At 67.1% G+C, this 25177-nt stretch carries 26 protein-coding genes; 13 read left to right on the forward strand and 13 right to left on the reverse strand.

The window, feature by feature from the left end; all coding sequences use genetic code 11:
* Positions 1 to 440 precede the first annotated feature (440 nt).
* On the reverse strand, positions 441 to 1445 hold the full coding sequence (locus NM2_RS41660) for a 4-hydroxy-3-methylbut-2-enyl diphosphate reductase (RefSeq protein WP_067681860.1): 1005 nt from the start codon (positions 1443 to 1445) through the stop codon (positions 441 to 443).
* Between the two features lie 202 nt (positions 1446 to 1647).
* On the opposite strand from NM2_RS41660, the gene NM2_RS41665 reads away from it, so the two are divergent.
* From NM2_RS41665 to NM2_RS41680, 5 genes are all read left to right on the forward strand, one after another.
* On the forward strand, positions 1648 to 2283 hold the full coding sequence (locus NM2_RS41665; protein WP_067681864.1) for a lipid droplet-associated protein: 636 nt from the start codon (positions 1648 to 1650) through the stop codon (positions 2281 to 2283).
* Positions 2280 to 2414 carry a hypothetical protein gene (locus tag NM2_RS52755; protein WP_281182831.1) on the forward strand — a complete coding sequence of 45 codons (135 nt, stop codon included), beginning with the start codon at positions 2280 to 2282 and terminating at the stop codon, positions 2412 to 2414. The genes NM2_RS41665 and NM2_RS52755 overlap by 4 nt, the downstream gene beginning before the upstream one ends.
* A 101-nt stretch (positions 2415 to 2515) precedes the next feature.
* Positions 2516 to 3736 (forward strand): exodeoxyribonuclease VII large subunit, encoded by a 1221-nt coding sequence (gene xseA, locus NM2_RS41670; RefSeq protein WP_067681927.1) that lies wholly within the window; start codon positions 2516 to 2518, stop codon positions 3734 to 3736.
* Positions 3723 to 3950: an exodeoxyribonuclease VII small subunit gene (locus NM2_RS41675; RefSeq protein WP_067681867.1), complete on the forward strand. Its 228-nt coding sequence runs from the start codon at positions 3723 to 3725 to the stop codon at positions 3948 to 3950. The genes xseA and NM2_RS41675 overlap by 14 nt, the downstream gene beginning before the upstream one ends.
* 159 nt (positions 3951 to 4109) lie before the next feature.
* On the forward strand, positions 4110 to 4883 hold the full coding sequence (locus NM2_RS41680) for a PaaI family thioesterase (protein ID WP_067681869.1): 774 nt from the start codon (positions 4110 to 4112) through the stop codon (positions 4881 to 4883).
* Positions 4884 to 4892: 9 nt separating this feature from the next.
* Here NM2_RS41680 and NM2_RS41685 read toward each other — a convergent pair whose 3' ends face one another.
* Positions 4893 to 5771 (reverse strand): aminoglycoside phosphotransferase family protein, encoded by an 879-nt coding sequence (locus NM2_RS41685; RefSeq protein WP_067681872.1) that lies wholly within the window; start codon positions 5769 to 5771, stop codon positions 4893 to 4895.
* 96 nt (positions 5772 to 5867) lie between these two features.
* Positions 5868 to 6434 (reverse strand): DUF4245 domain-containing protein, encoded by a 567-nt coding sequence (locus tag NM2_RS41690; RefSeq protein ID WP_084532091.1) that lies wholly within the window; start codon positions 6432 to 6434, stop codon positions 5868 to 5870.
* Positions 6435 to 6663: 229 nt separating this feature from the next.
* On the opposite strand from NM2_RS41690, the gene glpX reads away from it, so the two are divergent.
* Both glpX and NM2_RS41700 read left to right on the forward strand, forming a co-directional pair.
* The gene (gene glpX, locus NM2_RS41695) at positions 6664 to 7707 is read left to right on the forward strand and encodes a class II fructose-bisphosphatase (RefSeq protein WP_067681875.1); all 1044 of its coding nucleotides are present in this window, start codon (positions 6664 to 6666) and stop codon (positions 7705 to 7707) included.
* 265 nt (positions 7708 to 7972) lie between these two features.
* A complete protein-coding gene (locus NM2_RS41700; protein ID WP_067681878.1) occupies positions 7973 to 9376 on the forward strand; it encodes a class II fumarate hydratase in 1404 nt (467 codons plus the stop codon).
* Positions 9377 to 9390: 14 nt separating this feature from the next.
* Here the strand turns inward: NM2_RS41700 and NM2_RS41705 are convergent, their stop codons facing one another.
* A complete protein-coding gene (locus NM2_RS41705) occupies positions 9391 to 10581 on the reverse strand; it encodes an FAD-dependent monooxygenase (protein WP_067681881.1) in 1191 nt (396 codons plus the stop codon).
* 98 nt (positions 10582 to 10679) lie between these two features.
* On the opposite strand from NM2_RS41705, the gene NM2_RS41710 reads away from it, so the two are divergent.
* The gene (locus NM2_RS41710; protein ID WP_067681883.1) at positions 10680 to 11441 is read left to right on the forward strand and encodes a TetR/AcrR family transcriptional regulator; all 762 of its coding nucleotides are present in this window, start codon (positions 10680 to 10682) and stop codon (positions 11439 to 11441) included.
* Between the two features lie 147 nt (positions 11442 to 11588).
* A complete protein-coding gene (locus NM2_RS41715) occupies positions 11589 to 12029 on the forward strand; it encodes a limonene-1,2-epoxide hydrolase family protein (RefSeq protein WP_067681885.1) in 441 nt (146 codons plus the stop codon).
* A 30-nt stretch (positions 12030 to 12059) separates the two neighbouring features.
* Here NM2_RS41715 and NM2_RS41720 read toward each other — a convergent pair whose 3' ends face one another.
* The 4 genes from NM2_RS41720 to NM2_RS41735 all read right to left on the reverse strand — a co-directional run bounded on the left by NM2_RS41720 (position 12060) and on the right by NM2_RS41735 (position 15974).
* Complete coding sequence (locus NM2_RS41720; RefSeq protein WP_067681887.1) at positions 12060 to 12917, reverse strand: acyl-ACP desaturase; 858 nt, start codon at positions 12915 to 12917, stop codon at positions 12060 to 12062.
* A 94-nt stretch (positions 12918 to 13011) separates the two neighbouring features.
* Complete coding sequence (locus tag NM2_RS41725; protein ID WP_067681932.1) at positions 13012 to 13605, reverse strand: LGFP repeat-containing protein; 594 nt, start codon at positions 13603 to 13605, stop codon at positions 13012 to 13014.
* A gap of 184 nt (positions 13606 to 13789) precedes the next feature.
* On the reverse strand, positions 13790 to 15082 hold the full coding sequence (gene phoH2 / locus NM2_RS41730; protein WP_067681935.1) for an RNA 5'-3' helicase PhoH2: 1293 nt from the start codon (positions 15080 to 15082) through the stop codon (positions 13790 to 13792).
* 511 nt (positions 15083 to 15593) lie between these two features.
* Positions 15594 to 15974, reverse strand: a complete 381-nt coding sequence (locus NM2_RS41735) for a DUF488 domain-containing protein (protein ID WP_067681891.1) — start codon at positions 15972 to 15974, stop codon at positions 15594 to 15596.
* Positions 15975 to 16042: 68 nt separating this feature from the next.
* On the opposite strand from NM2_RS41735, the gene NM2_RS41740 reads away from it, so the two are divergent.
* Positions 16043 to 16315: a hypothetical protein gene (locus NM2_RS41740; protein WP_067681893.1), complete on the forward strand. Its 273-nt coding sequence runs from the start codon at positions 16043 to 16045 to the stop codon at positions 16313 to 16315.
* Between the two features lie 93 nt (positions 16316 to 16408).
* Positions 16409 to 17407, forward strand: a complete 999-nt coding sequence (locus NM2_RS41745) for an LLM class F420-dependent oxidoreductase (RefSeq protein ID WP_067681895.1) — start codon at positions 16409 to 16411, stop codon at positions 17405 to 17407.
* Between the two features lie 128 nt (positions 17408 to 17535).
* Here the strand turns inward: NM2_RS41745 and NM2_RS41750 are convergent, their stop codons facing one another.
* On the reverse strand, positions 17536 to 18468 hold the full coding sequence (locus NM2_RS41750; protein ID WP_067681897.1) for a fatty acid desaturase family protein: 933 nt from the start codon (positions 18466 to 18468) through the stop codon (positions 17536 to 17538).
* Between the two features lie 361 nt (positions 18469 to 18829).
* Between NM2_RS41750 and NM2_RS41755 the strand changes: the two genes are divergently transcribed.
* Positions 18830 to 19138: a glutaredoxin family protein gene (locus tag NM2_RS41755; protein ID WP_067681898.1), complete on the forward strand. Its 309-nt coding sequence runs from the start codon at positions 18830 to 18832 to the stop codon at positions 19136 to 19138.
* A 3-nt stretch (positions 19139 to 19141) separates the two neighbouring features.
* On the opposite strand, the gene glyA is transcribed toward NM2_RS41755, so the two are convergent.
* Both glyA and NM2_RS41765 read right to left on the reverse strand, forming a co-directional pair.
* A complete protein-coding gene (gene glyA, locus NM2_RS41760) occupies positions 19142 to 20440 on the reverse strand; it encodes a serine hydroxymethyltransferase (protein ID WP_067681939.1) in 1299 nt (432 codons plus the stop codon).
* A 344-nt stretch (positions 20441 to 20784) separates the two neighbouring features.
* Complete coding sequence (locus tag NM2_RS41765; RefSeq protein WP_067681941.1) at positions 20785 to 21981, reverse strand: DUF885 domain-containing protein; 1197 nt, start codon at positions 21979 to 21981, stop codon at positions 20785 to 20787.
* A 258-nt stretch (positions 21982 to 22239) separates the two neighbouring features.
* On the opposite strand from NM2_RS41765, the gene coaA reads away from it, so the two are divergent.
* Entirely contained in the window at positions 22240 to 23172 is a 933-nt protein-coding gene (gene coaA / locus NM2_RS41770; RefSeq protein ID WP_067681899.1) for a type I pantothenate kinase, read from the forward strand.
* Positions 23173 to 23662: 490 nt separating this feature from the next.
* Here coaA and NM2_RS41775 read toward each other — a convergent pair whose 3' ends face one another.
* Together NM2_RS41775 and NM2_RS41780 are read right to left on the reverse strand one after the other, a co-directional pair.
* Positions 23663 to 24262, reverse strand: a complete 600-nt coding sequence (locus NM2_RS41775; RefSeq protein ID WP_067681901.1) for a hypothetical protein — start codon at positions 24260 to 24262, stop codon at positions 23663 to 23665.
* Between the two features lie 99 nt (positions 24263 to 24361).
* On the reverse strand, positions 24362 to 25141 hold the full coding sequence (locus NM2_RS41780; RefSeq protein ID WP_067681904.1) for an isoprenyl transferase: 780 nt from the start codon (positions 25139 to 25141) through the stop codon (positions 24362 to 24364).
* Between the last annotated feature and the right edge of the window lie 36 nt (positions 25142 to 25177).

Genomic DNA, 25177 nt, shown 5'->3' on the forward strand with positions numbered 1-25177 from the left:
CGACGCGCGCAGGAACCGCCGCGCCAACGTTCCGCGGAACCCCAGCCGCAGCGCCGCGCCCGAGGAACCGAGCACGGCGACGTCCCGCCGCACCCGCGCCCGAACGTCCGCTACCGCGAACGCGATTCGGGCCGAATCGAACACTGAGTCGTCAATCCTGACCGCTCGATTTCGGCGACCACCGCCCAGTTCGATTTCCGGCCACGAGCCAACTTCCCCGGCTGCGAGTCTTTCGGACGCGCACCACCCTCGACCGATGGCCGTGCCGTGTCCGGCGACTGCTACCGCGCCGTGCTCGGCCACGCATTCACCTCGCCGACCGCAGCCCTTCGCGACCGACGGCTCTCGCCAGGGCACGATGCGTACAGCCCGCGGTCGTCCGGCGGGCAAACCTTCGCAGAAACCTCGCCAACACGCCGATCGTGCGCGGCGGAAACCGCCTACTGACGCGCGGCGCGCAACTCGCGGGGCAGGGAGAACACCAGGGTCTCGTTCGCGGTGGTGACCGGCTGGACGTCGGCGTAGCCGTATTCGGCCAGCAGATCGAGCACGCCGCGCACCAGGATCTCCGGGACCGAGGCTCCCGAGGTAACGCCGACCGTGCGCACGCCCTCGAACCAGGCCGGGTCCACCTCGCGCGCGAAATCGACCAGATGGGACGCGCGCGCACCCGCATTGAGGGCGACCTCGACCAGACGCTTGGAATTGGAGGAGTTGCGCGAGCCGACCACGATCACCAGATCGCATTCGGGCGCCATCGCCTTCACCGCGATCTGCCGGTTCTGGGTCGCGTAGCAGATGTCGTCGCTGGGCGGATCCTGCAGCTTCGGGAAACGCTGGCGCAGCCGCTGGACGGTCTCCATGGTCTCGTCGACCGACAGGGTGGTCTGGGAGAGCCAGATCACCTTCTCCTCGTCGCGCACGTGCACGCCGTCGACCGCGTCGGGACCGTCGACGAGCTGGACGTGATCGGGCGCCTCGCCCGCGGTGCCCTCGACCTCCTCGTGCCCCTCGTGGCCGATCAGCAGGATGTCGAAATCGTCGCGGGCGAACCGCTTGGCCTCCTGGTGCACCTTGGTGACCAGCGGGCAGGTGGCGTCGATGGTGTGCAGGCTGCGAGCGGCGGCGGCCTCGTGCACCATCGGCGACACGCCGTGCGCGGAGAAGACCACCACCGCGCCCTCGGGCACCTCGGCGGTCTCGTCGACGAAGACCACACCGCGCTCGCGCAGTGTCTCCACCACGTGCCTGTTGTGCACGATCTCCTTGCGCACGTAGATCGGCGCACCGTGCTTGTCGAGGGCGCGCTCGACGGTCTCCACCGCACGATCCACACCGGCGCAGTAGCCGCGTGGCTCGGCGAGCAGGACACGCTTGGCGGCACCGGCCGCGCTCGAACCCGCGGACCGGGCGATTCCGACATTCAAGGGGATTGCCGAGGACATGCTCCCCACCTTACGTGCGCGCACAGGGCGACACGCGCGCGGTCACACCCGGTATCGTGGGATGACGGGCGTGGCGAATTGTGAGTCCCCTCACCCGCTCCCCGCCGCGGCCCGACGACATGACGACGAACCACTGCGACGAGAAATGGCGCGCATGGATCCCCTCCTTTGCTTCACACGGCGAATCGGGCAGGCTAGGACTATGTTTCGACCGCCGTTCTTCGCCCGTGTCGCCGCCGGGGCCGCCGTCTACGCCCTGGAGGAAGCCCGCCGGCTGCCGACGACCGCGATGCATCTGCCGATCACCGCGATCAGCCAGTTGTTGCAGACCACCATGCACGCCCAGCAGTTCGTGACCAGTCTCGCGCTCAAGGGTGACGCTGTGTTCGATCAGCTGACCAATCGTCCGGAGGAGCAGCCCGCCTGGGCCACCTTCGACGAGGACGACGACGATCCCGCCCCGGCCTTCACCGGCGTTCGCGAGGCCGCGCTGAGCCGCTTCGACCTGTATGCCGCGCCCGAGTCCGCCGCGGAGCCCGCGCCCGTCGTGCCCGCCCCGGCCGAGGAGGCCGCCGCGACGGACCCAACGCAGGCCGAAACACCCACCGCGACAACGTCTTCCAGCAACAGGCAGGCCTCCTCCGACGAGGTCGTCGAGCCGGAGGTCGCGAGTCGCTACGACTACCTGAACATGACGCTGGCCCAGTTGCGCGCCCGCCTGCGGATGCTCAGCGTCGAGGAGCTGTCCGCGCTGCTCGAGTACGAGCGCCTGACCCGCGACCGCGCGGCCTTCGTGACGATGCTCACCAACCGGATCGCCACCGTGCAGGCGAAGTGACCGAACTCACCCGCGACACCCACGCACACACGACCGCCGGCCACCGCCGAGCCGAGCATCGGCACGCGGCGATGATCGAGCGCGGGCCCGACGGCGGTCGAGCCCCGAATATCGGTGAGGCGCAACGGTGACCGATCCCGGTACACACACCCCCGCCGATGCGGCGGCCTCCGGCGGGCAGGGTGCTTCGGGTTCGGCCCGGCCCTCGAACTCGGCCGAGAACCCTTGGCCGGTGCGCAGTATCGCGCTGAAGGTCGCACAGTGGATCGACCGGCTCGGCAGCGTCTGGGTGGAGGGTCAGATCACCCAGATGAACCTTCGCCCGGGGACCCGCACGGCCTTTCTGGTGCTGCGCGATCCGGCCGCGGACATGTCCCTGTCGGTGACGTGTGATCCCGCGCTGCTGCGCAATTCGGCAATTCCGCTACAGGAGGGCAGCCGCGTCGTCGTCTACGGCAAGCTGTCCTATTTCACCGGCCGCGGCACATTGTCGTTGCGTATCACCGAGATCCGGCCCGTCGGCATCGGCGAACTGCTGGCCCGCATCGAGCGGCTCAAGGCACTGCTGTCCGCCGAGGGCTTGTTCGACCCACGACTCAAACGGCCGATTCCGTTCCTGCCCGGGACGATCGGCCTGATCACCGGACGCGCCAGCGCCGCCGAACACGACGTGCTGACCGTTGCCCGGAATCGCTGGCCCGCAGTACGTTTCGAGATCCGCAATACCGCGGTCCAGGGACCGACGGCGGTCCCGCAGATCCTGGACGCCTTGGCCGAGCTGGATCGCGATCCGGACGTCGCTGTGATCGTGCTCGCCCGGGGCGGCGGCAGCGTCGAGGATCTGCTGCCCTTCTCCGATGAAACCCTGTGCCGCGCAATCGTTTCCGCGACGACGCCGATCGTCAGCGCGATCGGGCACGAGCCGGACAATCCGCTCTCGGACTACGTCGCGGATCTGCGCGCGGCCACACCCACCGACGCCGCCAAACGCATCGTCCCCGACGCCGCCGCGGAACTGGCGATGATCCGGGAGTGGCGGGAGCGCTCGGCCGCGGCCCTGCGCGGCTGGGTGCAGCGCGAACTGCGCGCCCTGGACCAGCTGCGCTCGCGTCCGGTACTGGCCGATCCGCTGCGTCAGCTCGACCAGCGCTACGAGGAGGCCGAGCGGTTGCGCACCGCGGCCCGCCGCGCGGTCGAGCACACCCTCACCGCCGAGTCCACCGCGACCCGGCATCTGCGCGACAAACTCACGGCCGTCGGCCCGGCCGCCACCCTCGCCCGCGGATATGCTGTGGTGCAACGCGTTTCAGGTAAGGAACGGCACGTCATCCACGAGGTGGCCGATTCGCCGCCGGGCACCCAGTTGCGCATCCGGGTCGCCGACGGCGCGATCAGCGCGGCGGCACTGGCCAGTCAGACCATCACGAAGGAGCCCCGTCATGACCGAGAGTGACCTCGCCGAGATCGCGGGTTTCGGCTACGAGCGCGCCCGCGACGAACTGGTCAACGTGGTGAAGATGCTCGAGCAGGGCGGTATGGACCTGGACGATTCGCTGGCCCTGTGGGAGCGCGGCGAGGCCCTCGCCACGCGCTGTGAGGAGCATCTGGCCGGTGCCCGCAAACGGGTCGAGGACGCGCTGTCCCGCCGCGAGCCCGAGACGGAATAGGGCCTTCCGGACGGAACGCTCGGCGCGGATACGAACACCTCCGAGTGCAGAACGTCACTCTCGAATTCGAAAATGCCACTTGCACAACGTGCTCGAAGTGGGGTTCTCTGAAAGGATGCCGAGCGGCGCCACCCGCTCCGCCGAGCAGGAGGAGATGCCGTGACCACCGTCGACAGCCAGTTGGACAGACGTCGGCACATCCTGCTCGAGCTGGGTTTCGCCACCCGGCGCGTCGGCGACGAGTTGCACGGCTCGGCGACGATCACCCCGCAGATGCACGTCCCGGGCACCACCCACCTGCGCACCTCCGTCCTGGCCATCTGGCTGGACACCATGGGCGGGCTGCTGGCCTCGCTGGTCCTGCACCCGCGCGTGCCGGTGACGCTGGAACTGGACGTCAACCTGTTCCGGCCCCCGCCGGGCACCGGTGAGGTGCGCGCGGTCGGCCGGACCGTCAAGGCGGGCCGCTCGGTCTTCGTCGCGGAGATCGAGTTCACCGTCGACGACGTGCCGATCGGCTTCGGCGCGACTTCCTTCATGGCCTCGCCGAATCCGGACGTCCAACTGCCGCGCAGGCTCAGCATCGACATGCCTCCCAGCGGCACGCGACTCGCCGTCCCGTTGGCCGAGCGGGCCCGCTGCGAACGCCGCGGTCCGGGCGTCGCGGTACTCCCCCGCACCGAGGACGGGCTCAATGCCGCGGGCACCGTCAACGGCGGGCTGATCGCCCTTGCCGCGGAGGAGGCGGCATTGTCCCTCGGTCCTTCGAACGGGCTGAGTTTCCTCGGCCTGCGCTATCTGCAGGCCGCGCGGGTCGGCCCGGTGGTGGCCACCGCGACCGCGCAGCACGGGCTGGGCCGGGTGGAACTGCGCGACTCCGGCAACGACAACCGGATCACCACCCTCGCCACCATCAGGACGTTCGACCGCTAGCCCACCGGCTCACCTCAGCAGCCCGACGAGCCGGTCGTGCACGATCCGCCACAGGCCCGGCGCGAGATCCGCGTCGGCGAGCATCTCCATCGTGCAGATCACCTGCAACGACCGAATACGTTCCGCCAGAGCCGGTTCGGCGGGATCGATGCCCGCGCCGCGGAGGAATTCGGGCCAGGATCGGGCCAGCGCCGCACGGCCCGCGAAGCCGACCGACCAGGCCCAGCGCGCCGGGTCGTACAGCGGATCCGCGACGCGTACCGATTCGAAATCCAGCAGCCCGGTGATCGCCCCGTCCTCGACGAGGATGTTCACCGGCGCGTAGTCGCCGTGCGCCAGAACCGCTGGGCGGCCGTCGAACAGCGCGGGCAGATCCACCAGCACCTGCTCCAGCGCGGCGCTCTGCGCCCCCGACAGCGCGGGAGCCAGGCATTCGGCCCAGGCGTCGGCGCGGGCGGCCAGATATCGGGGCCGGGCCCACATATCGTCGAGTTCCACATCCACACAGGGCAATTCGGAGAAATCGGCGAGCATCGCGCCCATGGCCCGGGCCAGCGCCGGGAAATGCGGTCCGTCCATTGCGGTTTCGGCGCTCGGCGCACCGGGCAACATATCGAACGCGATCCAGGGCGGTTGTGCGGCGATATCGGCCGCGCGAATGCCCGGAATGGCAATTCCCTTGGCGGCGGCGGGATCTCGCAACGCGTTCATGATCCGCATCCGGCGGTCGGCCTCACCGCCTCGCCGATATCGCTGCACGACGACGCCGGAGCCGTCGGCGACGGTCACCAGACTGGTGTTGTCACCGACTCCCCATTCGGCATGCGTCGCCTCCATGATCGGCCGATCCAGTACCCGCTCGAGCCAAGCCAAGTCCGCGCGATCCACCCGGCCAACGTTAGCCGAAAAACAGCGAGAGTCGTTGACGGTTACCCGGATCCGCTCTCACCGAATCCGATCAAGATCACAAATGCGCAGGTCGAATCAGGAACGCAGCGGCTGCGCGGCATCAATCGCACCGGCCAGAGTCATATATGCCGACTGGTTGCCCGCACCCTTGATCAGCACCCGGTCGGCGCCGAAATCGGTGATCCACGCGGGTTCGTTGCCCTGGACGTGGAAGACCGTCCAGGTCCGCTCGCCCACCTTCTGCGTGCCCGAAGGACTGCGCGTCTGCAGAATGTGGTCGGCCAGTGCGGATTCGGACGCGTTGGACTGGGTCAGTTGCATATACGTGCCCTCCGGCGTGATGTAGCCGACGGTGCTGAGCGTCCCGCCGCCTTCGCCGGTGACGGTGTCGCGGCTGCCGGAGTTGGCGGTCCACCGGTCCGGCAGGCTCGGCTGCCGGATCGGGAACGGCAGCGTGTGCGCGTCGTCCCGCAGGGCCGAGGTGACGTCGAAGTGCGGAATATTGCCGGTCGCCGGTTTGCCGGGCGAGAAACTGCACTGCTGGGCGAGGGCCGCGAAAACCACGCAGATCAGCAGCAACGGAATCAACGACCAGAGCAGGTCGCGATAGTCGTTGAGGATCCGGGGTTTCTGATTCGCCACGTCCCCCAGTATGCCGCGCCGCATTTTCCGCACTTCGTTCCGGAGGGCCTCGCCGACCTGGGCGGCTCGTCCCCGCACCCGGCGAACGGACGGAAACGAGGCCGACATCACAGCGCGCGGACCAGCATCGAACTCGCGATTACGGAAGTGGAACGGGTGTACCCGATCGGATGTTCGGACCGTTCTGCGACAATTCAAGCAGCAGTAAACCAACGAGGAGGCACCGCAGATGACGGCACCCACACCCGCAACCAGCCGCCATGAGGCCCCGGACCGCAACCTCGCGCTCGAGTTGGTCCGGGTGACCGAGGCCGGTGCGATGGCCGCGGGCCGCTGGGTCGGCCGCGGCGACAAGGAGGGCGGCGACGGTGCCGCGGTGGACGCGATGCGCCAGCTCGTGGCCACGGTGTCGATGAGCGGAATCGTCGTGATCGGCGAGGGCGAGAAGGACGAAGCGCCCATGCTGTACAACGGCGAGGCGGTCGGTGACGGCACCGGCCCCGAGGTCGATTTCGCGGTCGACCCGATCGACGGCACCACCCTGATGTCGAAGGGCTCGCCGGGTGCGATCGCGGTCCTCGCGGTGGCCGAGCGCGGCGCGATGTTTGACCCGTCGGCCGTGTTCTACATGGAGAAGATCGCCGTCGGTCCGGATGCGGCCGATGTGATCGATCTGTCCGCGCCGATCGCGGAGAACCTGCGGCGGGTCGCCAAGACCAAGAAGTCCTCGGTCTCGGACCTGACCGTGTGCATCCTGGATCGGCCCCGGCACGCGCAGCAGATCCAGGAGGTGCGCGACGCGGGTGCGCGGATCCGGCTGATCTCCGACGGTGACGTCGCCGGGGCGATCGCGACCGCGCGTCCCGATTCCGGAACCGACATGCTGATCGGCGTCGGCGGCACCCCCGAGGGCATCATCGCGGCGGCCGCCCTGCGCTGCATGGGCGGTGCGCTACAGGGCAGGCTCGCCCCGAAGGACGACGAGGAGCGCCAGAAGGCACTCGATGCCGGGCACGACCTGGATCGGATCCTGTCCACCGAGGATCTGGTCTCCGGCGAGAACGTGTTCTTCTGCGCCACCGGCGTCACCGACGGCGACCTGCTGCGCGGCGTGCGCTACTTCTCCGGCGGTGCGTCGACGCAGTCCATCGTGATGCGTTCGAAGTCGGGGACGGTGCGAATGATCGACGCCTACCACCGGCTGACGAAGCTGCGGGAGTATTCGTCGGTGAACTTCGTGGGCGACGAACACGCTGTCCCCCCTATGCCGTAGTTTCGGTCTCCGAGCCGCGCCGGAAACTTCGGGGTTGGCGTTACCGGCCTGACTGTTCCAGCGCACAGCGACCCTTCGCCGCTGAGCACGTTCCGGATCCGGGCTCTGATGCCGGGTCGTTTTCCGGCGCGGCGTGATTGTTGGTCCGGTCCGTGGTGGGCCGCGCCGGACACGTAGGTTAGGCGGGGTATTCCCCTGCTGACGTGTGCGAAAGACCTCAGGCGTGGCGGACCACTATGAGTTTGCGCGGGCCTAGGCTCGGATTATGACTGAGCAGACGGAGTATCGCGTCGAGCACGACACGATGGGTGAGGTTCGGGTTCCGATCGACGCGCTGTGGCGGGCGCAGACGCAGCGGGCCGTGGAGAACTTCCCGATCAGTGGGCGGGGACTCGAGCGGGCGCAGATTCGGGCGTTGGGGCTGCTCAAGGCGGCCTGTGCGGCGGTGAATCGGGATCTGGGGTTGCTGGAGTCCGGTAAGGCCGAGGCGATCATCGCGGCGGCGAACGAGATCGCCGACGGCGCGCACGACGACCAGTTCCCGATCGACGTGTTCCAGACCGGCTCGGGCACCAGCTCCAATATGAACGCCAACGAGGTGATCGCCAGCCTGGCCGCGGTGCGCGGAGTGACCGTGCACCCCAACGACGACGTCAACATGTCGCAGTCCTCGAACGACACGTTCCCGACCGCCACACATCTGGCCGCGACCGAGGCCGTGGTGCGCGATCTGGTGCCGGCTTTGGATCACCTGCGAATTCGCTTGCTGGACAAGGCGAACGAGTGGCGCACGGTGGTGAAGTCCGGCCGCACCCATCTGATGGATGCGGTGCCGGTAACCCTCGGACAGGAGTTCAGCGGGTACACCCGGCAGGTCGAGTCCGGTATCGATCGACTGACCGCGACGCTGGTCCGACTGGGTGAGCTGCCCATCGGCGGCACCGCGGTCGGCACCGGACTCAACGCGCCCGACGGCTTCGGGACGAAAGTCGTTGCCGAACTTCGCCGTTCGACCGGACTGGACCAATTGTCGGAGGCCGTCAATCATTTCGAGGCCCAAGCCGCCCGTGACGGACTGGTGGAGGTCTCCGGCGCGCTGCGCACCGTGGCGATCTCGTTGACCAAGATCGCCAACGACATCCGCTGGATGGGTTCGGGCCCGCTGACCGGCCTGGCCGAGATCCGGCTGCCGGACCTGCAGCCCGGGTCCTCCATCATGCCGGGAAAGGTGAATCCCGTTCTGCCGGAGGCTGTTACGCAGGTTGCGGCGCAGGTGATCGGTAACGACGCCGCGATCGCCTGGGGTGGCGGTAACGGCGCGTTCGAGCTGAACGTCTACATCCCGATGATGGCGCGCAACGTCCTGGAATCGATTCGCCTGCTGGCCAACGTATCCCGCCTGTTCGCGGACAAGTGCATCGACGGGCTGGTCGCCGATACCGAGCACCTGCGCCGACTGGCCGAATCCTCCCCGTCGATCGTCACCCCGCTGAATTCGGTGATCGGTTACGAGGAGGCGGCCGCGGTGGCGAAACAGGCGCTGAAGGAACAGAAAACCATCCGCCAGACGGTCATCGACCGCGGATTGATCGGCGACGATCTCTCTCTCGAGGAGCTCGACCGGCGTCTGGACGTGCTGTCCATGGCGAAGGTGCAGGATCCCGAATAACTGTGGTGCCCGATTCACCCGGCCACACCGACCATGGCCGGGTAATCCACCAGATCGATGTCCTTGGCGGCGTTGTCGCCGAATCTCGTCATGAGCCCGAAGGTGCGCGAGCCGACGAACCAGTTGCGCATCGCGATACCGCGCGCGGTCCGCGGCGCGAGGAACCGCCCGGCGTTGGAGCTGCCCGCGATCTTGGCGTAGCGACGCATGATCTCGTCGTAGCGGGCGAACGCGCTCGCGTATTCGCCTCCGGCGGTGGCCAATTCACCGGCCAGGACATAGGCCCCGACGACCGCGAGCCCGGTTCCGAAGCCGCCCAACGTATTTCCGTAGGCCGAATCGCCGATCAGCGCGACCCGCCCCTTGGTGTAGCGACCCTTCAGCCGGACCTGGCTGATCGAGTCCAGGTAGAACGCGTCGAGCCCGGGCAGTTCGGCCAGCATCGAGGGAACGGGCCCGCCGAGTCCGGCGAACTGCTCCGCGACGAGCCGCTGCTGTGCGGCCACGTCGTCGCGGGCGATATCGAGCACCGGCGAGGCGAAGATGTAGTGGTGCGCCGCCTTCGCACCGCCGCGCACGGCCAGCCTGCCCGGCGCGCTGTAGGCCGACGCACGCCCGCGCACGCGCGGGCCCTCCGCCTCCTGCCCCCATCCGGGCGCACCGGCGATGCAGTAGTAATAGCCCAGGTGGTGGACGTAATCGGACTCCGGCCCGAAGGCCAGGCGGCGCACCCGCGAGTGAATTCCGTCCGCGCCGAAGACCAGGTCGAAGGTGCGCGCGGGCGCGTGCTCGAATTCGACGCGGACGCCCTCGGCGGTGTCGGTGAGCGCGCTGATCGAATCGCCGAAGACGTATTCGCACGTGTCGGCGGTCTGCTCGTACAGGATGCGGGCCAGGTCGCCGCGCAGGAGCTCCACATCGCCACCGGTGAAATCGCCTGATATCACGGCCAATTCGCGACCGGCGTCGTCGGCGAAGACCATATCGGTCTTACCGGTCTGCTGCCGGACGATCTCCTCCCACACGCCCATGCGCTCGAGCACCGCGCGATGCGTGGGCCCCTTGAAGTCGATGGCCTGCCCGCCGGGGCGCGGTTCCGGGGCGCGCTCGACCACGGTGACCTCGAAGCCGTAGCGGTGCAGCCAGTAGGCCAGGGCGGGCCCGGCGATGCTGGCGCCGGAGATGAGAACGGTCTGATTACGCATGGTGAACTCCAGTTTTCCTCAACTGTGTCTGTCGGACGCAGATTAGCGTACGGTGGACACAGTTTCCGAGTCAAGACCCGATCGGTAAGGATGGTGGGATGACCGCACCGACCGCTATCGAACTGCTGTGGGGCACCCGGCAGCGGCCCAAGCGCGGGCCCAAGCCCTCGCTCTCGCTGGACCGGATCGTCACCGAGGCGATCGCGCTCGCGGATTCCGAAGGGCCGGTGAACCTTTCGATGCAGCGCCTGGCCGAACGACTCGGCTGCGCGAAGATGGCGCTGTACCGCTACGTTCCGGGCAAGGCCGAGCTGACCGCGCTGATGCTGGACGCCGCGATGGGAGACCTACCGGATCCCGTTGCGGCGACGAAGGATTCGACCGAGGAGCCGTGGCGTGCGCAGCTGCGCGCCTGGTGCGTGACGAGCTACGAGCGATTCTGCGAACACACCTGGATGCTCGGCATGCTGGTCGCCCCGAGGCCGTTGGGCCCCAACGAGATCGACTGGTTCGAGGCCGGTCTCGCACCGCTGGCCGACAGCGGCTTGACCGGCCCCGAGCGCCTGGACACCCTCGTACTGCTCTCCGGACAGGCACAGACTCTCGCCCACACTGCCCTGAGCGGTCAAACCGGCGACCTGGAGGGCAAGATGGCCGATCAGCTGACCCGCACCCTCGCCGATCGGGCCGACCGCTACCCGCACACCATCGCGGCCTTCAGCGACCCCGGCCCGCCCGAGGCCCGCGACAACGCCCTGCACTTCGGTATCGACCGCATCCTCGATGGCCTGGCGGCTCTCATCGAGACCCGCCGGACGAGCCCGTCCCCCACCGAATCCACCGGGAAAGCCGCGCCCTGACGCCAGGCCGCGCGCCGAGCACGCGCCTGGATACTCACATCGTTCGTCACACGCCCGAGGGCAAAAGGTACGGAAACGACGAACACGGCGGGCCGAACGGACCCCGATTCCGTGGATTCGGACCCCGGTGCGGCATACAGTCGGAGCATGTCCGACAAACCCGAGCTACGGCAGGATGCGATCACCACGGTTCGCGAATTCTTCGCGGCGTTGGAGATGAGCGCGGTGGACGAGGCGCTCGAGCTGCTCGACCCCGATATCGTCTGGAAGAACACCTCACTGCCCGATGTGCGCGGCATCAGCCGCGTCGGCGGTCTGCTGCGCGGCCTGTCGCGCGATTCCTTCGGCTTCCGCGTCGATATGAACCACATCGCCATGGAAGCCGACGGCCGCCCGGTCTCCGAGGGCGATACGGTCCTCACCGAACGCACCGACTATCTGCGCGCGGGCCGGGTGGAGATCGGCTTCTGGGTGTGCGGCACCTTCGAACTCGTGGACGGCCGCATCACCCTCTGGCACGACCACTTCAGCTGGGAGGACTTCCTGCGCGGCACGGTCTCCGGCCTCTGGAAAGCAGTGCGGGGCTGACCGCCTCCGCGCGCGCCCAGACGCGGGTGGTCACGGATGCAGGTGAGCCAGGGCGCTGCGGGCCTTCTCCCCCTCTTCGCCGAGATCGGTGCGGGTGAAGACCGCCCAGCGGGTCAGTAGCGGGGTGAAGACCAGTTCGGGCGCACGGGCCGGGTCGTAGATTCCGGCCTCGGCCAGGACCGCGGTGCTGGAGCGGCCGTCGGCGAGGGCAACCTCGGGGACGGCGAAGGCGGCGACCTGGTCGGCGATCGCGCGCACGGTCTGATCCGGGGCCACGTTCAGCGCGGCGGCGACGAGCTGGGCGAAGAATTCGGACTGGAGTTCGTCGTCGGCCGCGATGCGGTCGGACATCGCGGTGATGATCGGATTCTCTCCCAGCGCCGCGGTGTTGCGATGCCGGATCGCGGCGGCGCGCTCCTCGAATGCGCAGGCGGCCAGCATATCCGGCAGATGCAGGGCGGGACGACGGAATCCCGTGGTCATATGCGACATCCGCATCCGCTCGAGTTCGACCGGATCCACCGCACGGGTGACCACCAGGTAGTTCCGGAGCATGATCCCGTGCCGATTCTCCTCGGCGGTCCACCGGCCGACCCAGCGCCACCACGGGCCGGTGCGCAGATACTTACCGACCTCGCGATGGTACGAGGGGAGGTTGTCGGCGATCAGCACGCCGACGGTCAGCGCCACCTTCGCGACCTCGCCCAGTTCGGATTGACCGGGCTCCCAGTCGGTTCCGCCGAGAAACGCGAAATTGCGGCCCTCGTCCCAGGGCACGTAGTCCTGCGGCTGCCAGTCGTCGGCGGCGGCAAGGTGTCGCCGCAGGTTTTCCTCCACCTCCGGCGCGAGCGATTCCAGCAGCTCACGATCGGTCAAGAAAGTTTGCACGCGGTCAACCTACCTATTCGAGGACCGAAACGGGCATTTACCGTACAACAGCCCGGGAACCTCGTCCCCGGGCTGTTACACAGCACGATGCGAACTACTTCATCGTCACCGAGGTCTGGTTGTTCACCCAGGTGATGCTGCCGCCGGTGAAGTCGCTCTGCTTACCGTTGGCGATGTCCTTCTCATCGCTGGTCGGATAGCCGAGCTTGCCGTTGAGGCCGCCGTTGCTGTCCCACGCCTTGCGGATCTCACCCCAGACCACGTGCGCGTCGGTCTGTTCGCTCCAGCAGATCGCGCCACCGGTGAACTCCTGGCAGGAACCGCCGTTCGGGCCGTTCACCGAGTTGCCGGTCGGCGCGCCGAGTGTGCCCGCGGGACCGCCCATCTCGTTGTACTTGGCCAGCAGGTGCCCGGAGACGGCGATCTCGCCAGCGGGCGTTTGAATCTTGGTCTCCTCCGCGGCCCCGTTCGCGCCGGACTTGTTCGCACCGGATTCGTTGGCACCGGACTTGTTCGCGCCGGATTCGTTCGCGCCGGATTCGTTCGCGCCGTTGGCAGCCGAGGCGTTGGCGGTGGTGGTGCTGCTGGAGCTGTTGTTGTCATTGCTGCTGCAGGCGGCGGTGAACAGCAGCGCCGCCGCGGCAAGTGTCATGGTCGTCGCGGCCGAACGTCGAGCGAAGTGGTGCATATCCATCCTCTCGAGAGAGGTTGCCGACGGCCCGCGCAGAACGGACCACCGGCAACCCGAAGCCGGTGTCCTGCTACGAATCAGCGAACCACTAATGTTTCAACTGAGTCGCGCCGAACAGGTATCTTGGCGCAATATACCTGCCGACCCCTCGAGATTTCCGGATACTGCAAATCCTCCGCAATCAGGCGTGCGGGCCGTACTCCTCCAACATCTCCGTGACCAGCGCGGCGATCGGCGACCGCTCGCTGCGCGTGAGCGTGACATGCGCGAACAGCGGATGCCCCTTGAGTTTCTCGATCACCGCCGCGACGCCGTCGTGCCGGCCGACCCGCAGATTGTCGCGCTGGGCGACATCGTGCGTGAGCACCACCCGCGACCCGCTGCCCAACCGGCTCAGCACCGTCAGCAGCACATTGCGCTCGAGCGACTGCGCCTCGTCGACGATCACGAACGAATCGTGCAGGGACCGGCCGCGAATATGCGTCAGCGGCAACACCTCCAGCATGCCGCGGGCCAGCACCTCCTCCATCACCTCGGGGCTGGCCAGCCCGTCGAGGGTGTCGAACACCGCCTGCGCCCAGGGGCCCATCTTCTCGCTCTCGGATCCGGGCAGATAACCCAGTTCCTGGCCGCCGACCGCGTAGAGCGGGCGGAAGACCACCACCTTGCGCTGAGATCGCCGTTCCAGCACCGCTTCCAGACCGGCGGTCAGCGCCAGCGCGGATTTACCCGTGCCCGCCTTGCCACCCAGCGAGATGATGCCGACGCTCTCGTCCAACAGCAGATCCAGCGCAACCCGCTGTTCCGCCGAGCGCCCGTGCAGCCCGAACGCCTCCCGGTCGCCGCGCACCAATTGCACCCGTTTGTCCGGCGTCACCCGTGCCAGCGCACTGCCGTTCGTACCCAGCAGACGAATTCCGGTGTGGCAGGGCAGATCCCGGGCCTCGTCCAGATCGATCGAGGAATCGGCGTAGAGCCGGTCCACGACGTCGGCGGCGACCTCGAGTTCGGTCATCCCGGTCCAGCCGGAGGTGATGACGTCCTGCGCGTGGTATTCGTCGGCCTGCAGACCCACCGCACCGGCCTTGACCCGCAACGGAATATCCTTCGACACCAGCACCACCGTGCGGCCCTCGGCGGCGAGATTGAGCGCGCAGGCCAGGATGCGGGAATCGTTGGTGTCGGTGCGGAATCCGACCGGTAACACCTCCGGATCGGTGTGATTGAGCTCCACGTGCAGCGTGCCGCCCAGGGACCCGATCGGAACCGGCTCGTCGAGCCGTCCGTATTCGATTCGCAGATCGTCCAGCAGCCGAAGCGCTTCCCGCGCGAACCAGCCGAGTTCGTGGTGGTGGCGTTTGGCTTCGAGTTCGCTGATCACCACCAGCGGCAGGACGACCTGGTGCTCGCCGAAGCGGGACACGGCCCAGGGGTCCGACAGCAGTACGGAGGTGTCGATCACGAAGGTTTTCAGTCCGGATTTTTCACCGGACCCGGAGGTGTGGGCTCCCTTTCCGGAGCCTCCGCTCACATCGGAGCGGGCATTCGAGGAAGCGATGACGGAGCGTGCATCAGTCACGGTGGGCTCCTTTGTTGCCCGGGCTACACCCGCCCGGACCTATCTCGCTGGACCGGTCCGCCCCGGGGTCATGCGACCCGAGGGCCGGGTGCCGGCCCCTTCGCACTGAGCTGCTCAGCCACGATCAGGACCTCCCGTACGAACCACACCTACGCGGTCCGCACATCCGACGTTACTGCGGTTTCGCCGATCCGGCTTGCCGGTTCGGCAAGCGTGTTGGTGAAGTTCCCGTTAACGTGCGGCTGGACCGGGGATGCAAGCGCGATGCCCCGGTGTGATATGTATCTCAGCGAGTCATTCGCGCATTCGGCTGCCGGATCACGAAAGATCCGCTGCTCGAGCGGTTTCGGACGTTGCACAGGCGGCTCGGCAGCCCTCGGACTCGAGAATCCGGCATCCCGGACGATCATGCAGATTCCTCGCCGAATTGTTCCAGCAGAACCGGAATGTGGCTGTGCGCAGGGTCTTTCACCGCGGTCACCAGAGTGACCGGACCGGACGCCCGCAGCTCGCGCAGATGCTCGATCGCCTGCCGATGTTCCTCGTCGTGCAGTTCGTCCCGATATCTGCTGGCGAACTCCGCCGCGCGATGCTGCGGGTCGGCGTGGAACCAGCGACGTAGATCGTTCGTCGGAGTGATCGCCTTCAACCACTCATCGATGTGTGCCTGCTGTTTGCTGATGCCGCGTGGCCAGAGTCGGTCGACGAGTACGCGGCGGCCATCGTACGGGTCGGGTGCGTCGTAGACACGTTTCACGGCGAAGCTCGCCGACGGTTGCTGTGCCATACCTCCATCGCAGCACGAATTACCGCGACGCGCGAGACCCGCACGGTCCGAGCCGATAGAGTCGTCGTATGGCCGATGCTGCGGAACTGGAGAAGCTCTCGTCGAAGGAGCTGCACGATCGTGCCGTCAAGTACGCCGTGCGCCACGGTGACGTGCGTTTCCTGTGGCGGCTGCTCGAACAGATCCCCGCGGCCGAGGCCGCCACGGGCAATGTCGACGAGAGCGCCGCCGACATCAAATACATCCTGCCGATGCTGGATGATTACGCGCACGCCGGAGACGGGGAGATCGCGGAGATCCTGCGGCCGTTGTACCTGGAGTACCTCAGCAAACACGGCTGAGAAGGACGGCTACGGGAAGCGTGATTCGCCGACAGCGAAACAGGCTCCGGTGACGTTGACTTGGAGTGCACTCCAAGTCATAGCGTTTCACCCATGACGAACGCACAGACGCAGGGTTCCGGGCCGAACGGTAAGCGGCGGATTCGGCTCGGGTTTCAGATGCCGCACTTCTCTCATGCGGCGTCGGCGCGGGAGCTGTTCCCCTCGGTGATCGAGCAAGCTCGGGCAGCGGAGGCGGCGGGGTTCGACGCCGCGTTCGTGATGGACCACTTCTATCAGCTGCCGAATCTCGGGGCGCCCGAGGAGCCGATGCTCGAGGCGTACACCGCGCTGGGCGCACTGGCCACCGCTACCGAGCGAATTCAGTTGTCCACCTTGGTAACCGGGAACACCTACCGGAATCCGGCGATGCTGGCCAAGACCGTCACCACGCTGGACGTGGTCAGCGGCGGGCGCGCGGTGCTCGGCATCGGCGCGGGATGGTACGAGTTCGAGCACATCGGGCTGGGGTACGAATTCGGCACCTTCACCGAGCGTTTCGAGCGTCTGGAGGAGGCGCTGCAGATCATCACGCCGATGCTGCGCGGGGAACATCCCACCTTCGAGGGCAAGTGGTACCACACCCGCGAGGCGCTGAACGAGCCTCGCATTCGCGATGACCTGCCGATCATGCTCGGCGGCAGCGGAGAGAAGAAGACCTTCGGCATGGCGGCCCGCTACGCGGATCACCTCAACATCATCTGCGACCCAACCGAATTGCCGCGCAAGATCGAGGCGCTGCATGCCCGCTGCGAGGAGAACGGCCGCGATCCGAAGACCCTGGAGACCAGCTTCCTGGCCACCGCGGTCATCGACGAGGACGGCGATCGCGCCCGCAAGCTCCAGGACTCGCTTCCGGCCAACCAGTCCGGCGCGGCCATGCGCGACCGCCAGTTCGCCGGTACCCCGGACGACGTCGCCGAGCAGATTCAGCGTCGGGTGCTGGATCACGGCGTGGACGGAATCATCGTCAACATGATCGCCAACGGCCACGAGCCCGGCGTGCTCGAGCTCGCCGGTAAGGCGCTGAGCCCGCTGGTGCACAAGGACTAGCCGATCCCCGCGGATCCCGCCGCCGACGAGCAAGCGCGGCGGCGGGACTCCTGTTCCAGGCTAGAGCGTCGATCAGCCGGTACCGGACGAGGTCGCTCCGATAGCGCGCGACTCACCCGAATCCGGATTCACCCCAGTTCGATGGGCCCGCGGAACTGCCGTGCGGCCGCCGCGGCCCAGCCGAGGTCGTACTCGCCGCCCTCGTCGAGGAACTCCGCCCGCAGTTCGTACCAGCGCAGCCCCGGATGACGGTGGTGCACCCCGTGCAGGTTGAAGCTCAGCGCGGCCTGTTCCAGGACCCGGGGCAGCCGCAGATTCAACGCCTCCAGCGGTGCGTCCAGGTCGGTGCCGTAGTGGTAGGCGTTGTCCGACAGGGAGATGACGAACGCCCGCCCGCCCAGCGCCGCGAGCAGCATCCAGCCGTATCCGCCGTAGGCGAGGAACGCCGCGGCGTACAGCACCACGATCGCGGCCGCGTCGGCACGGAACTGCCGCACCACCTTGGCCTGCGCGATCCGTTCGAAGAGCGGTCCCGCGACCGAATCCGGCGCGTCCACCCGCCGGCCGAGTCCGCGTATCGCCGAGGCCGGGAGCGCGGCCAGCGGCAATGCCGCGACCTCGAGCAGGTAGAGCCCGCCGCACAGCCGCACGTAGTAGCCGGGCGCGGTCCTGGCCCAACTGGACGTCGCGGGGTCGTAGATCTCGGTGCGTTCCCGGGTCCGGCTGTACCGGTGATGCAGCAGATGACCGCTCTTGAGCATCGCGAACGGCGAACCGTACAGCACAGCCAACGCCCGCCCGCACAGATCGTTGACCTCGCGTCTGCGGATCAGGGTGCCGTGTACGGCCTCATGGATCAGCGACCAGAACGGCGTGGTCAGCAGCACCGGAACCAGCAGCGACCAACCCCACGTCGCGTCGCGAGGCAGCAGGATCAACGGCAGCAGGAACATCTGAAACGCCGCGGCCACGACCGCCGCGCCGATCAACCACGAATTGATCGCGCGCACCGGCCGCTCAAGAGACTCGCGGCTCCTACGACCGGTCCCCACATCGGTCATGCCACTGTCCCTGTTCCTGTCGAGCCTGTCCTACCGCCCTAATCGTGCCACTCCCCGCGAGGATCGGACCGGGTGGAACAGCCTGCCTACCAAGAACTCTCGATATCGTCATCCGCTGGTCGGGCGGGATTCACCTCGGCGAACGGCCGGGTCGCCGGGCAATCCCTTCGACCGATCCGGGCCCGGCATCGCGGATCTCGCCGGTGTGGCTTCGGACCGCCACGCGGCACTTCGCTCTCGACGGGCAGGTCCGACCGCGCTGCTCCACGGTGGGCCGTGACTACCGAAACTGGCCCTGGTTCTGATCGAACCGTTCCGCTGCCATCGAATGCCGGCGCGACGACGAATAAACTCACGTCGTATGTCCGACGACATCACCCCGGAACTGGTCATCTATCGCCGCCCCGGCTGCCCCTACTGCGCCCGGCTACGACGAGTGCTCAACCGCCACGGGATCATTCACCGTGAGGTCGACATCTGGGGCGACCCGGAGGCCGCGGCATTCGTACGCTCGGTGGCCGATGGCAACGAGACCGTACCCACGGTGGTGCTGAAAGAAGGCGCATCACAACGGCATTGGGTGAATCCCACGCCGAGAAAACTGGTCGCGACCGTGACCGCCGACGCGCCTGAGCTCACCGGCGGCACACGTCGCTTCGTGCTCTGGTAACGCTCAGCCGAGCAGGCCCCAGTCTTCCAGCCCTTGGTACAGCGGACGGTCCTGAGCCAGCTTGGTGACCCGGGCGCGCAGTGCGTCCAGATCCGCGCCACCGGCGAGGGCGGTGGCGATGATGTCGGAGACCTCGGTGAATTCGGCGTCGCCGAAACCACGGGTGGCCAGGGCGGCGGTGCCGATGCGCAGACCGGAGGTGACCATCGGCGGGCGCGGGTCGAACGGAACGGCGTTGCGGTTCACCGTGATTCCGATCTCGTGCAGCAGATCCTCACCCTGCTGACCGTCCAGCACCGAATTGCGCAGGTCCACCAGCACCAGGTGCACATCGGTGCCGCCGGTCAGCACCGTGATGCCCTTGTCCTTCACATCGGCCGCGGTCAGGCGCTCGGCGAGGATCTTGGCGCCCGAGAGCGTGCGCTCCTGACGCTGCTTGAACTCCTCGGTCCCGGCGATCTTGAACGCGGCGGCCTTGGCGGCGATCACGTGCATCAGCGGGCCGCCCTGCTGACCGGGGAACACCGCGCTGTTCAGCTTCTTGGCGAAGTCCTGCTTGGCCAGGATCACACCCGAACGCGGACCGCCGAGGGTCTTGTGCACAGTGGAGGACACCACGTCGGCGTGCGGCACCGGGGAGGGGTGCAGTCCAGCGGCGACCAGCCCGGCGAAATGCGCCATATCGACCCACAGGTACGCGCCGACCTCGTCGGCGATCTCCCGGAACGCCGCGAAGTCCAGATGCCGCGGATACGCCGACCAGCCCGCCACGATCACCTTCGGCTTCACCGACAGGGCCTGCTCACGCAGCGCCTCCATGTCGACGCGGTGATCCTCCTTGTTCACTCCGTAGGCATGCACCTCGTAGAGCTTGCCGGAGAAGTTCAGCCGCATCCCGTGGGTGAGGTGACCGCCGTGGGCCAGATCCAGACCGAGCAGCTTCTCGCCCGGATTCATCAGCGCCATCAGCACCGCGGCGTTGGCCTGCGCACCCGAATGCGGTTGCACATTGGCGAAATCCGCGCCGAACAGCTCCTTGACCCGCTCGCGCGCCAGGTTCTCCACCACGTCGACGTGCTCGCACCCGCCGTAGTACCGCCGACCGGGATAACCCTCCGCGTACTTGTTGGTCAGCACACTGCCCTGGGCCTGCAGCACCGCGCGCGGCACGAAGTTCTCCGAGGCGATCATCTCGAGGGTGTCGCGCTCCCGGGCGAGTTCGCCCGCCATCGCGGCGGCGAGTTCGGGATCGAGTTCGGCGAGCGACTGGGAATTCACAGATGCGGCGGTCGTCTGGGTCACCAGCACAGTCTAAGTGGCCCGCATAGCACAAAGCGCGTGGGCTCCCCACCTGATTCGACGGAATCAGAGCCTCACTGTGCCATCGATTCCTACGGCACCCGAACCGGGGTGTTCCGAACAGGGATGCGCGAGCCGAGACTGGGACGCGGATAACTCGATCACGGGAAAGGCGCACCCACGATGCAACCGATCTTCGCACCCCTGAGCCCCATCGAAGCCCTGCTGCAGCAGATCTCACTGCTGGTATGCACGCTTTCCGGCGGGCATTGTTCCGTGCCGATGTATTGAGCACAGGCGGATTCGATGATCATCGAATCCTGTGTCTCGTCCGGGTGCCCCCGGCGTCACATGCGGCGGACCGCTCCGGGGGTCAGCGGTTCGTCGAGCAGGCGGCGGAAACGATCGGCGCGGTCGTCCTCGTCGGGGGCGCGGTCGAGCCAGCCGCCGAGCAGGCGGTAGCCCTCGACATAGGTGCTGATGTAGGCCCGCCACAGCGGTGAGGACAGGAAGCGCAGCGACTGCCTGGCGCGATCGGGGGTGGCCAGACTCCAGCGCTCCAGGAAACCGGCGACCTCGTCGGCATCGCGGCCTCGGTCGTGCAGGAGCAGCGCGGCGTCCTGCCGCACGCCCAGCAGTTTCGCCGACGCGTTCGAAAGTCGTTCCGCGCGTTCACCATCGAAGCGCAACCCGAGATCCGCGTAGATCTCCTGAGCCCATCGCCCCCAGCCGGGTCCGACGATCGAACGCAATGCCAGATCGGCCAGCCCCTCGGCCATCAGGCACTGCGGGGTGTTGACCACGAACAGCGTCTGCTCGTCCTGCCCGGCGCCGACCAGTCCGGCCTCCTTGCGGCAGTGCTCGGTGTGATGCCCCGGATACGCCTCGTGCGCGATGAGTGCCGGGAGATGCGCCATATGTTGTTTGAGGTCGGAGTTGATCGCGACCCTGGACCGGTAGTTGCCCAGGTAGTAATTGAATCCGGACCACGGCTTGTCGCCGACGACCTCGTATTCCACCTGCTCGTGATCGGGCAGCGGATAACGCGCCCGGACCAGTTCGCGCAGCGCGCCGGAGAACGCCGCGACGCATTCGCTCAACCGCTCGGGCGGAATCTCGTCGGCCTTGCGATGCGCCCTCACCCGCTCGAACAACGCCCCGTCACCGGCCAGAACCTCGTCCATCTGCCGATGCGCGTCGCGGTAGTCCTGCTCGTCGCCGGGCTCGATATCCACGTCGAAATAGGCGCGCACCTCGTCGATGAAGGAGATCTGCTCACCGGCGAACTTGCGCGCGGAACATTCCAGCGCGCGCAGATGAACGTCGAGGAATTCGGTGCGTCCGGCGGGCAGGCCCGCCTCGGGCAGTTCTTTGCGCAATGCCGCAGCCTGCGTCGCCAACTCGCCCGGCAGCGGTGCGGGCCCCTCCTGCACCTCGCGCCGCAGCGCGGGATCGCCGGTGTAGGCGTCGACGAACCCAGGCTCGAGGCGGTCGAACGCCAGCCCCAGCCGCAGATATTCAGTCACGAGCGGATGCGCATCCATGACAGCCGACCATACCGCGACCGGGCGTTCACGCAGTCCGGGCCGCACGCGGGCATCCGAAACCCCGGGTCCGGGAGACAAATGTCACGCATAGTTACCGACGGGTAACAATACCCCGTGTGCGGGGCGTCCTTGCTCCCGAGGAGAATTCGGCTATGCCAGGGCTGCCCACCGGATCCCGTCACGCCGGGTGCGAGATCCACCGATGCGGCGTCCGGACCGTATGCGGCATGTGCACCGAACCGAGAGCGTGGGTAAATGGCACGGATGAGTGAGCCGAGTCCCTATGTGGAATTCGACCGGAAACAATGGCGCACCCTGCGAAAGTCGACTCCCCTGGTCCTGACCGAAGAGGAACTGTTCGGCCTGCGCGGACTCGGTGAGCAGATCGATCTGGAAGAGGTCGCCGAGGTTTATCTGCCACTGGCCCGATTGATCCACCTGCAGGTCGCCGCCCGCCAGCGATTGTTCGCCGCCACCGCGACCTTTCTCGGCGAGACCCATCCGGATCACCAGGTTCCCTTCGTCATCGGCATCGCCGGTAGCGTCGCGGTCGGCAAATCCACCACCGCGCGCGTGCTGCAGGCGCTGCTGGCCCGCTGGGATCACCACCCCCGGGTCGATCTGGTCACCACCGACGGATTCCTCTATCCGACAGCCGAACTCACGCGTCGGGGAATCATGCACCGCAAGGGTTTTCCGGAAAGTTACGATCGGCGCAAACTGCTGCGTTTCGTCACCGAGGTCAAATCCGGTGCGTCCGAGGTCTGCGCGCCGATCTATTCGCACATCGCCTACGACATCCTGCCCGATCAGTTCCACTGCGTGCGCCAGCCAGACATCCTGATCATGGAGGGGCTCAACGTCCTGCAGACCGGGCCGCGCCTGATGGTCTCGGACCTGTTCGATTTCTCGGTCTACGTCGACGCGCGGATCGAGGATATCGAGAAGTGGTATGTGAATCGCTTTCTGTCCCTGCGCAAGACGGCCTTCGCGGATCCGAATTCACACTTCCACCACTACGCCGGATTCAACGATTCCGAGGCCACGATCGCGGCCCAGGAGATCTGGAACGCGACCAACCGCCCCAATCTCGTGGAGAACATCCTGCCCACCCGCCCCCGCGCGACCCTGGTGCTGCGCAAGGACTCCGACCACAGCATCAACCGAATCCGGTTGCGCAAGTTGTAATTCCGGCCTCGGATGGCGGCTGCACCCAGTTTTCCGGACGGGAACCTGGGACACCTCCATCCGAGGCCGTGCGTCAGCGGCTCGGGTCAGATACCGGTGCGCGGAATTGCGCCGCCCGGACACCATACGCCCGGGTCGGGACTGTGTGAACCAGTCGCAAGACAGTCCTGAAGCAATTGCATTGTCGGACCCAATGGATCGTCGTCCTGCCGAAAATGGGGACGCGGAGCCCCGGGCTTGCAGAACCCATGATCATCACAACCGGGATGGGGGCCGACCATATCCGTTCCCGCCGAGGCCGACGAAGCACCCGTGGCGACGCCCGCAACAATGCCGATACCGATAACTCCGAGACGAACAGCCTTACGCATACGCACCTTTCACGAAACGATAAATCGATAACACGATACGATATTCCCAGCCATGAAAACCTCGCCCCTCGGTAATATCGCTGGCCGCGCAGGGCTTTTCGGCTCGACCGCGGAAGTCGTCAGACTTTCCAGGCGGCGTCGAGTCTGGTGGCTACGTCGATTTCGCGGACTGCGGCGATATGCGGTTTGCGGATCTCGCGGGCGACGTAACGGGCGACGAAGCGGCGGATCTCATGATCGACGCTGGCCAGCAGGCGCAGCAGTTGGCCGCGACGGGTCGCGGTCGCGACGTTGACGCGGACGTCGCTGGGGCGCGGTTCGGCGATATCGATGATCACCCGCAGCGGTTCGGCGGTGCGGACGGTCAGATGGACGTGGACCGCGCCGTCGACGGCGAAACGATGGCGATCCACGGTCAGATCCAGCAGCAGATCGACGTTCAGCGGGATCGCCAGCTCGAAGGTGATCTCTTCGCCAAGGTTCCGCACCAGAGCCGGCTCGCCGAGCTGTACCTGGGCGCTCACCTTGGCCAAACGGCCGGGGCCAACCCCGATCGGACCGAAATCGAAAGCGGCGCCGGTCAATTGCGAGAACGCACCCGTGATTCTCGCCTCCGAGGCGGCGTATTCCAGGAATCGCCGACCGAACTCCTCGTAGCTGATGTACGGCGTCGAAGCCGTCGCCACCTCCACCGCGCCGCGCTGCCCGGACTCACTCATGTACTGGACGGTACGCGAGCACGGCCACGACCACCCCGATGATCATGCAATGCAACAGATTCTGGGCCGAACCGTTGTTCACCGGCCCGAACCCGGTGATCAGACCCCGTAGCGCCGATGTCGCGCGGCGTAGTCACGCAACGCGCGCAGAAAGTCGACCTGCCGGAATTCGGGCCAGTACGCCTCGGTGAACCAGATCTCCGAATAGGCGCTCTGCCACAGCAGGAATCCGGACATGCGCTGCTCACCCGAGGTGCGGATGACCAGATCCGGATCGGGCTGTCCGGAGGTGTACAGATGCTGGCCGATGGCGTTGACGGTGATCGACTGAACCAGATCCTCCCCCGTCTCCCCCGCCGTCATCTCCTGCCGGACCAGCGACCGCACCGCATCGGCGATCTCCTGGCGGCCGCCGTAGCCGATCGCGACGTTGACGTGCACGCCGGTGCGGCCGTGGCTCTCGTCGGCGGCCTTGCGCATCCGGCGCGCGACCTCCTCCGGCAGCCCACCGAGCGAGCCGACGATCTTCACGCTCCAGTTCTGCTCCGGCGCGGAGAGCTCCTCGACGACGTCGGTGATCACCTCGAACAGGATCTCCAGCTCGTCCGGATCGCGGTTGAGGTTCTCGGTGGACAGCAGATAGACCGTCACCATCTCGATGCCAACGGCCTCGCACCAGCCGACGAGTTCGGCGATCTTCAGCGCCCCGGCGCGATGCCCGTGGCTGACGTCGGTGAAGCCGTTCTCCCGCGCCCAGCGGCGATTTCCGTCACACACCACGGCCACGTGACGTGGATGTTGTTTGCCTGCGAGCTGTTTGGACAGCCGCGCCTGATAGATGCGATACGGCAGCCCACGCACCTGACTTGCAAGCCTCACGGAGAGCCACCCTACGCCCCGGGGTTGTCGGCACGC

It is taken from the genome of Nocardia miyunensis NBRC 108239 (genome assembly GCF_001613065.1).
GTDB lineage: Bacteria > Actinomycetota > Actinomycetes > Mycobacteriales > Mycobacteriaceae > Nocardia > Nocardia miyunensis.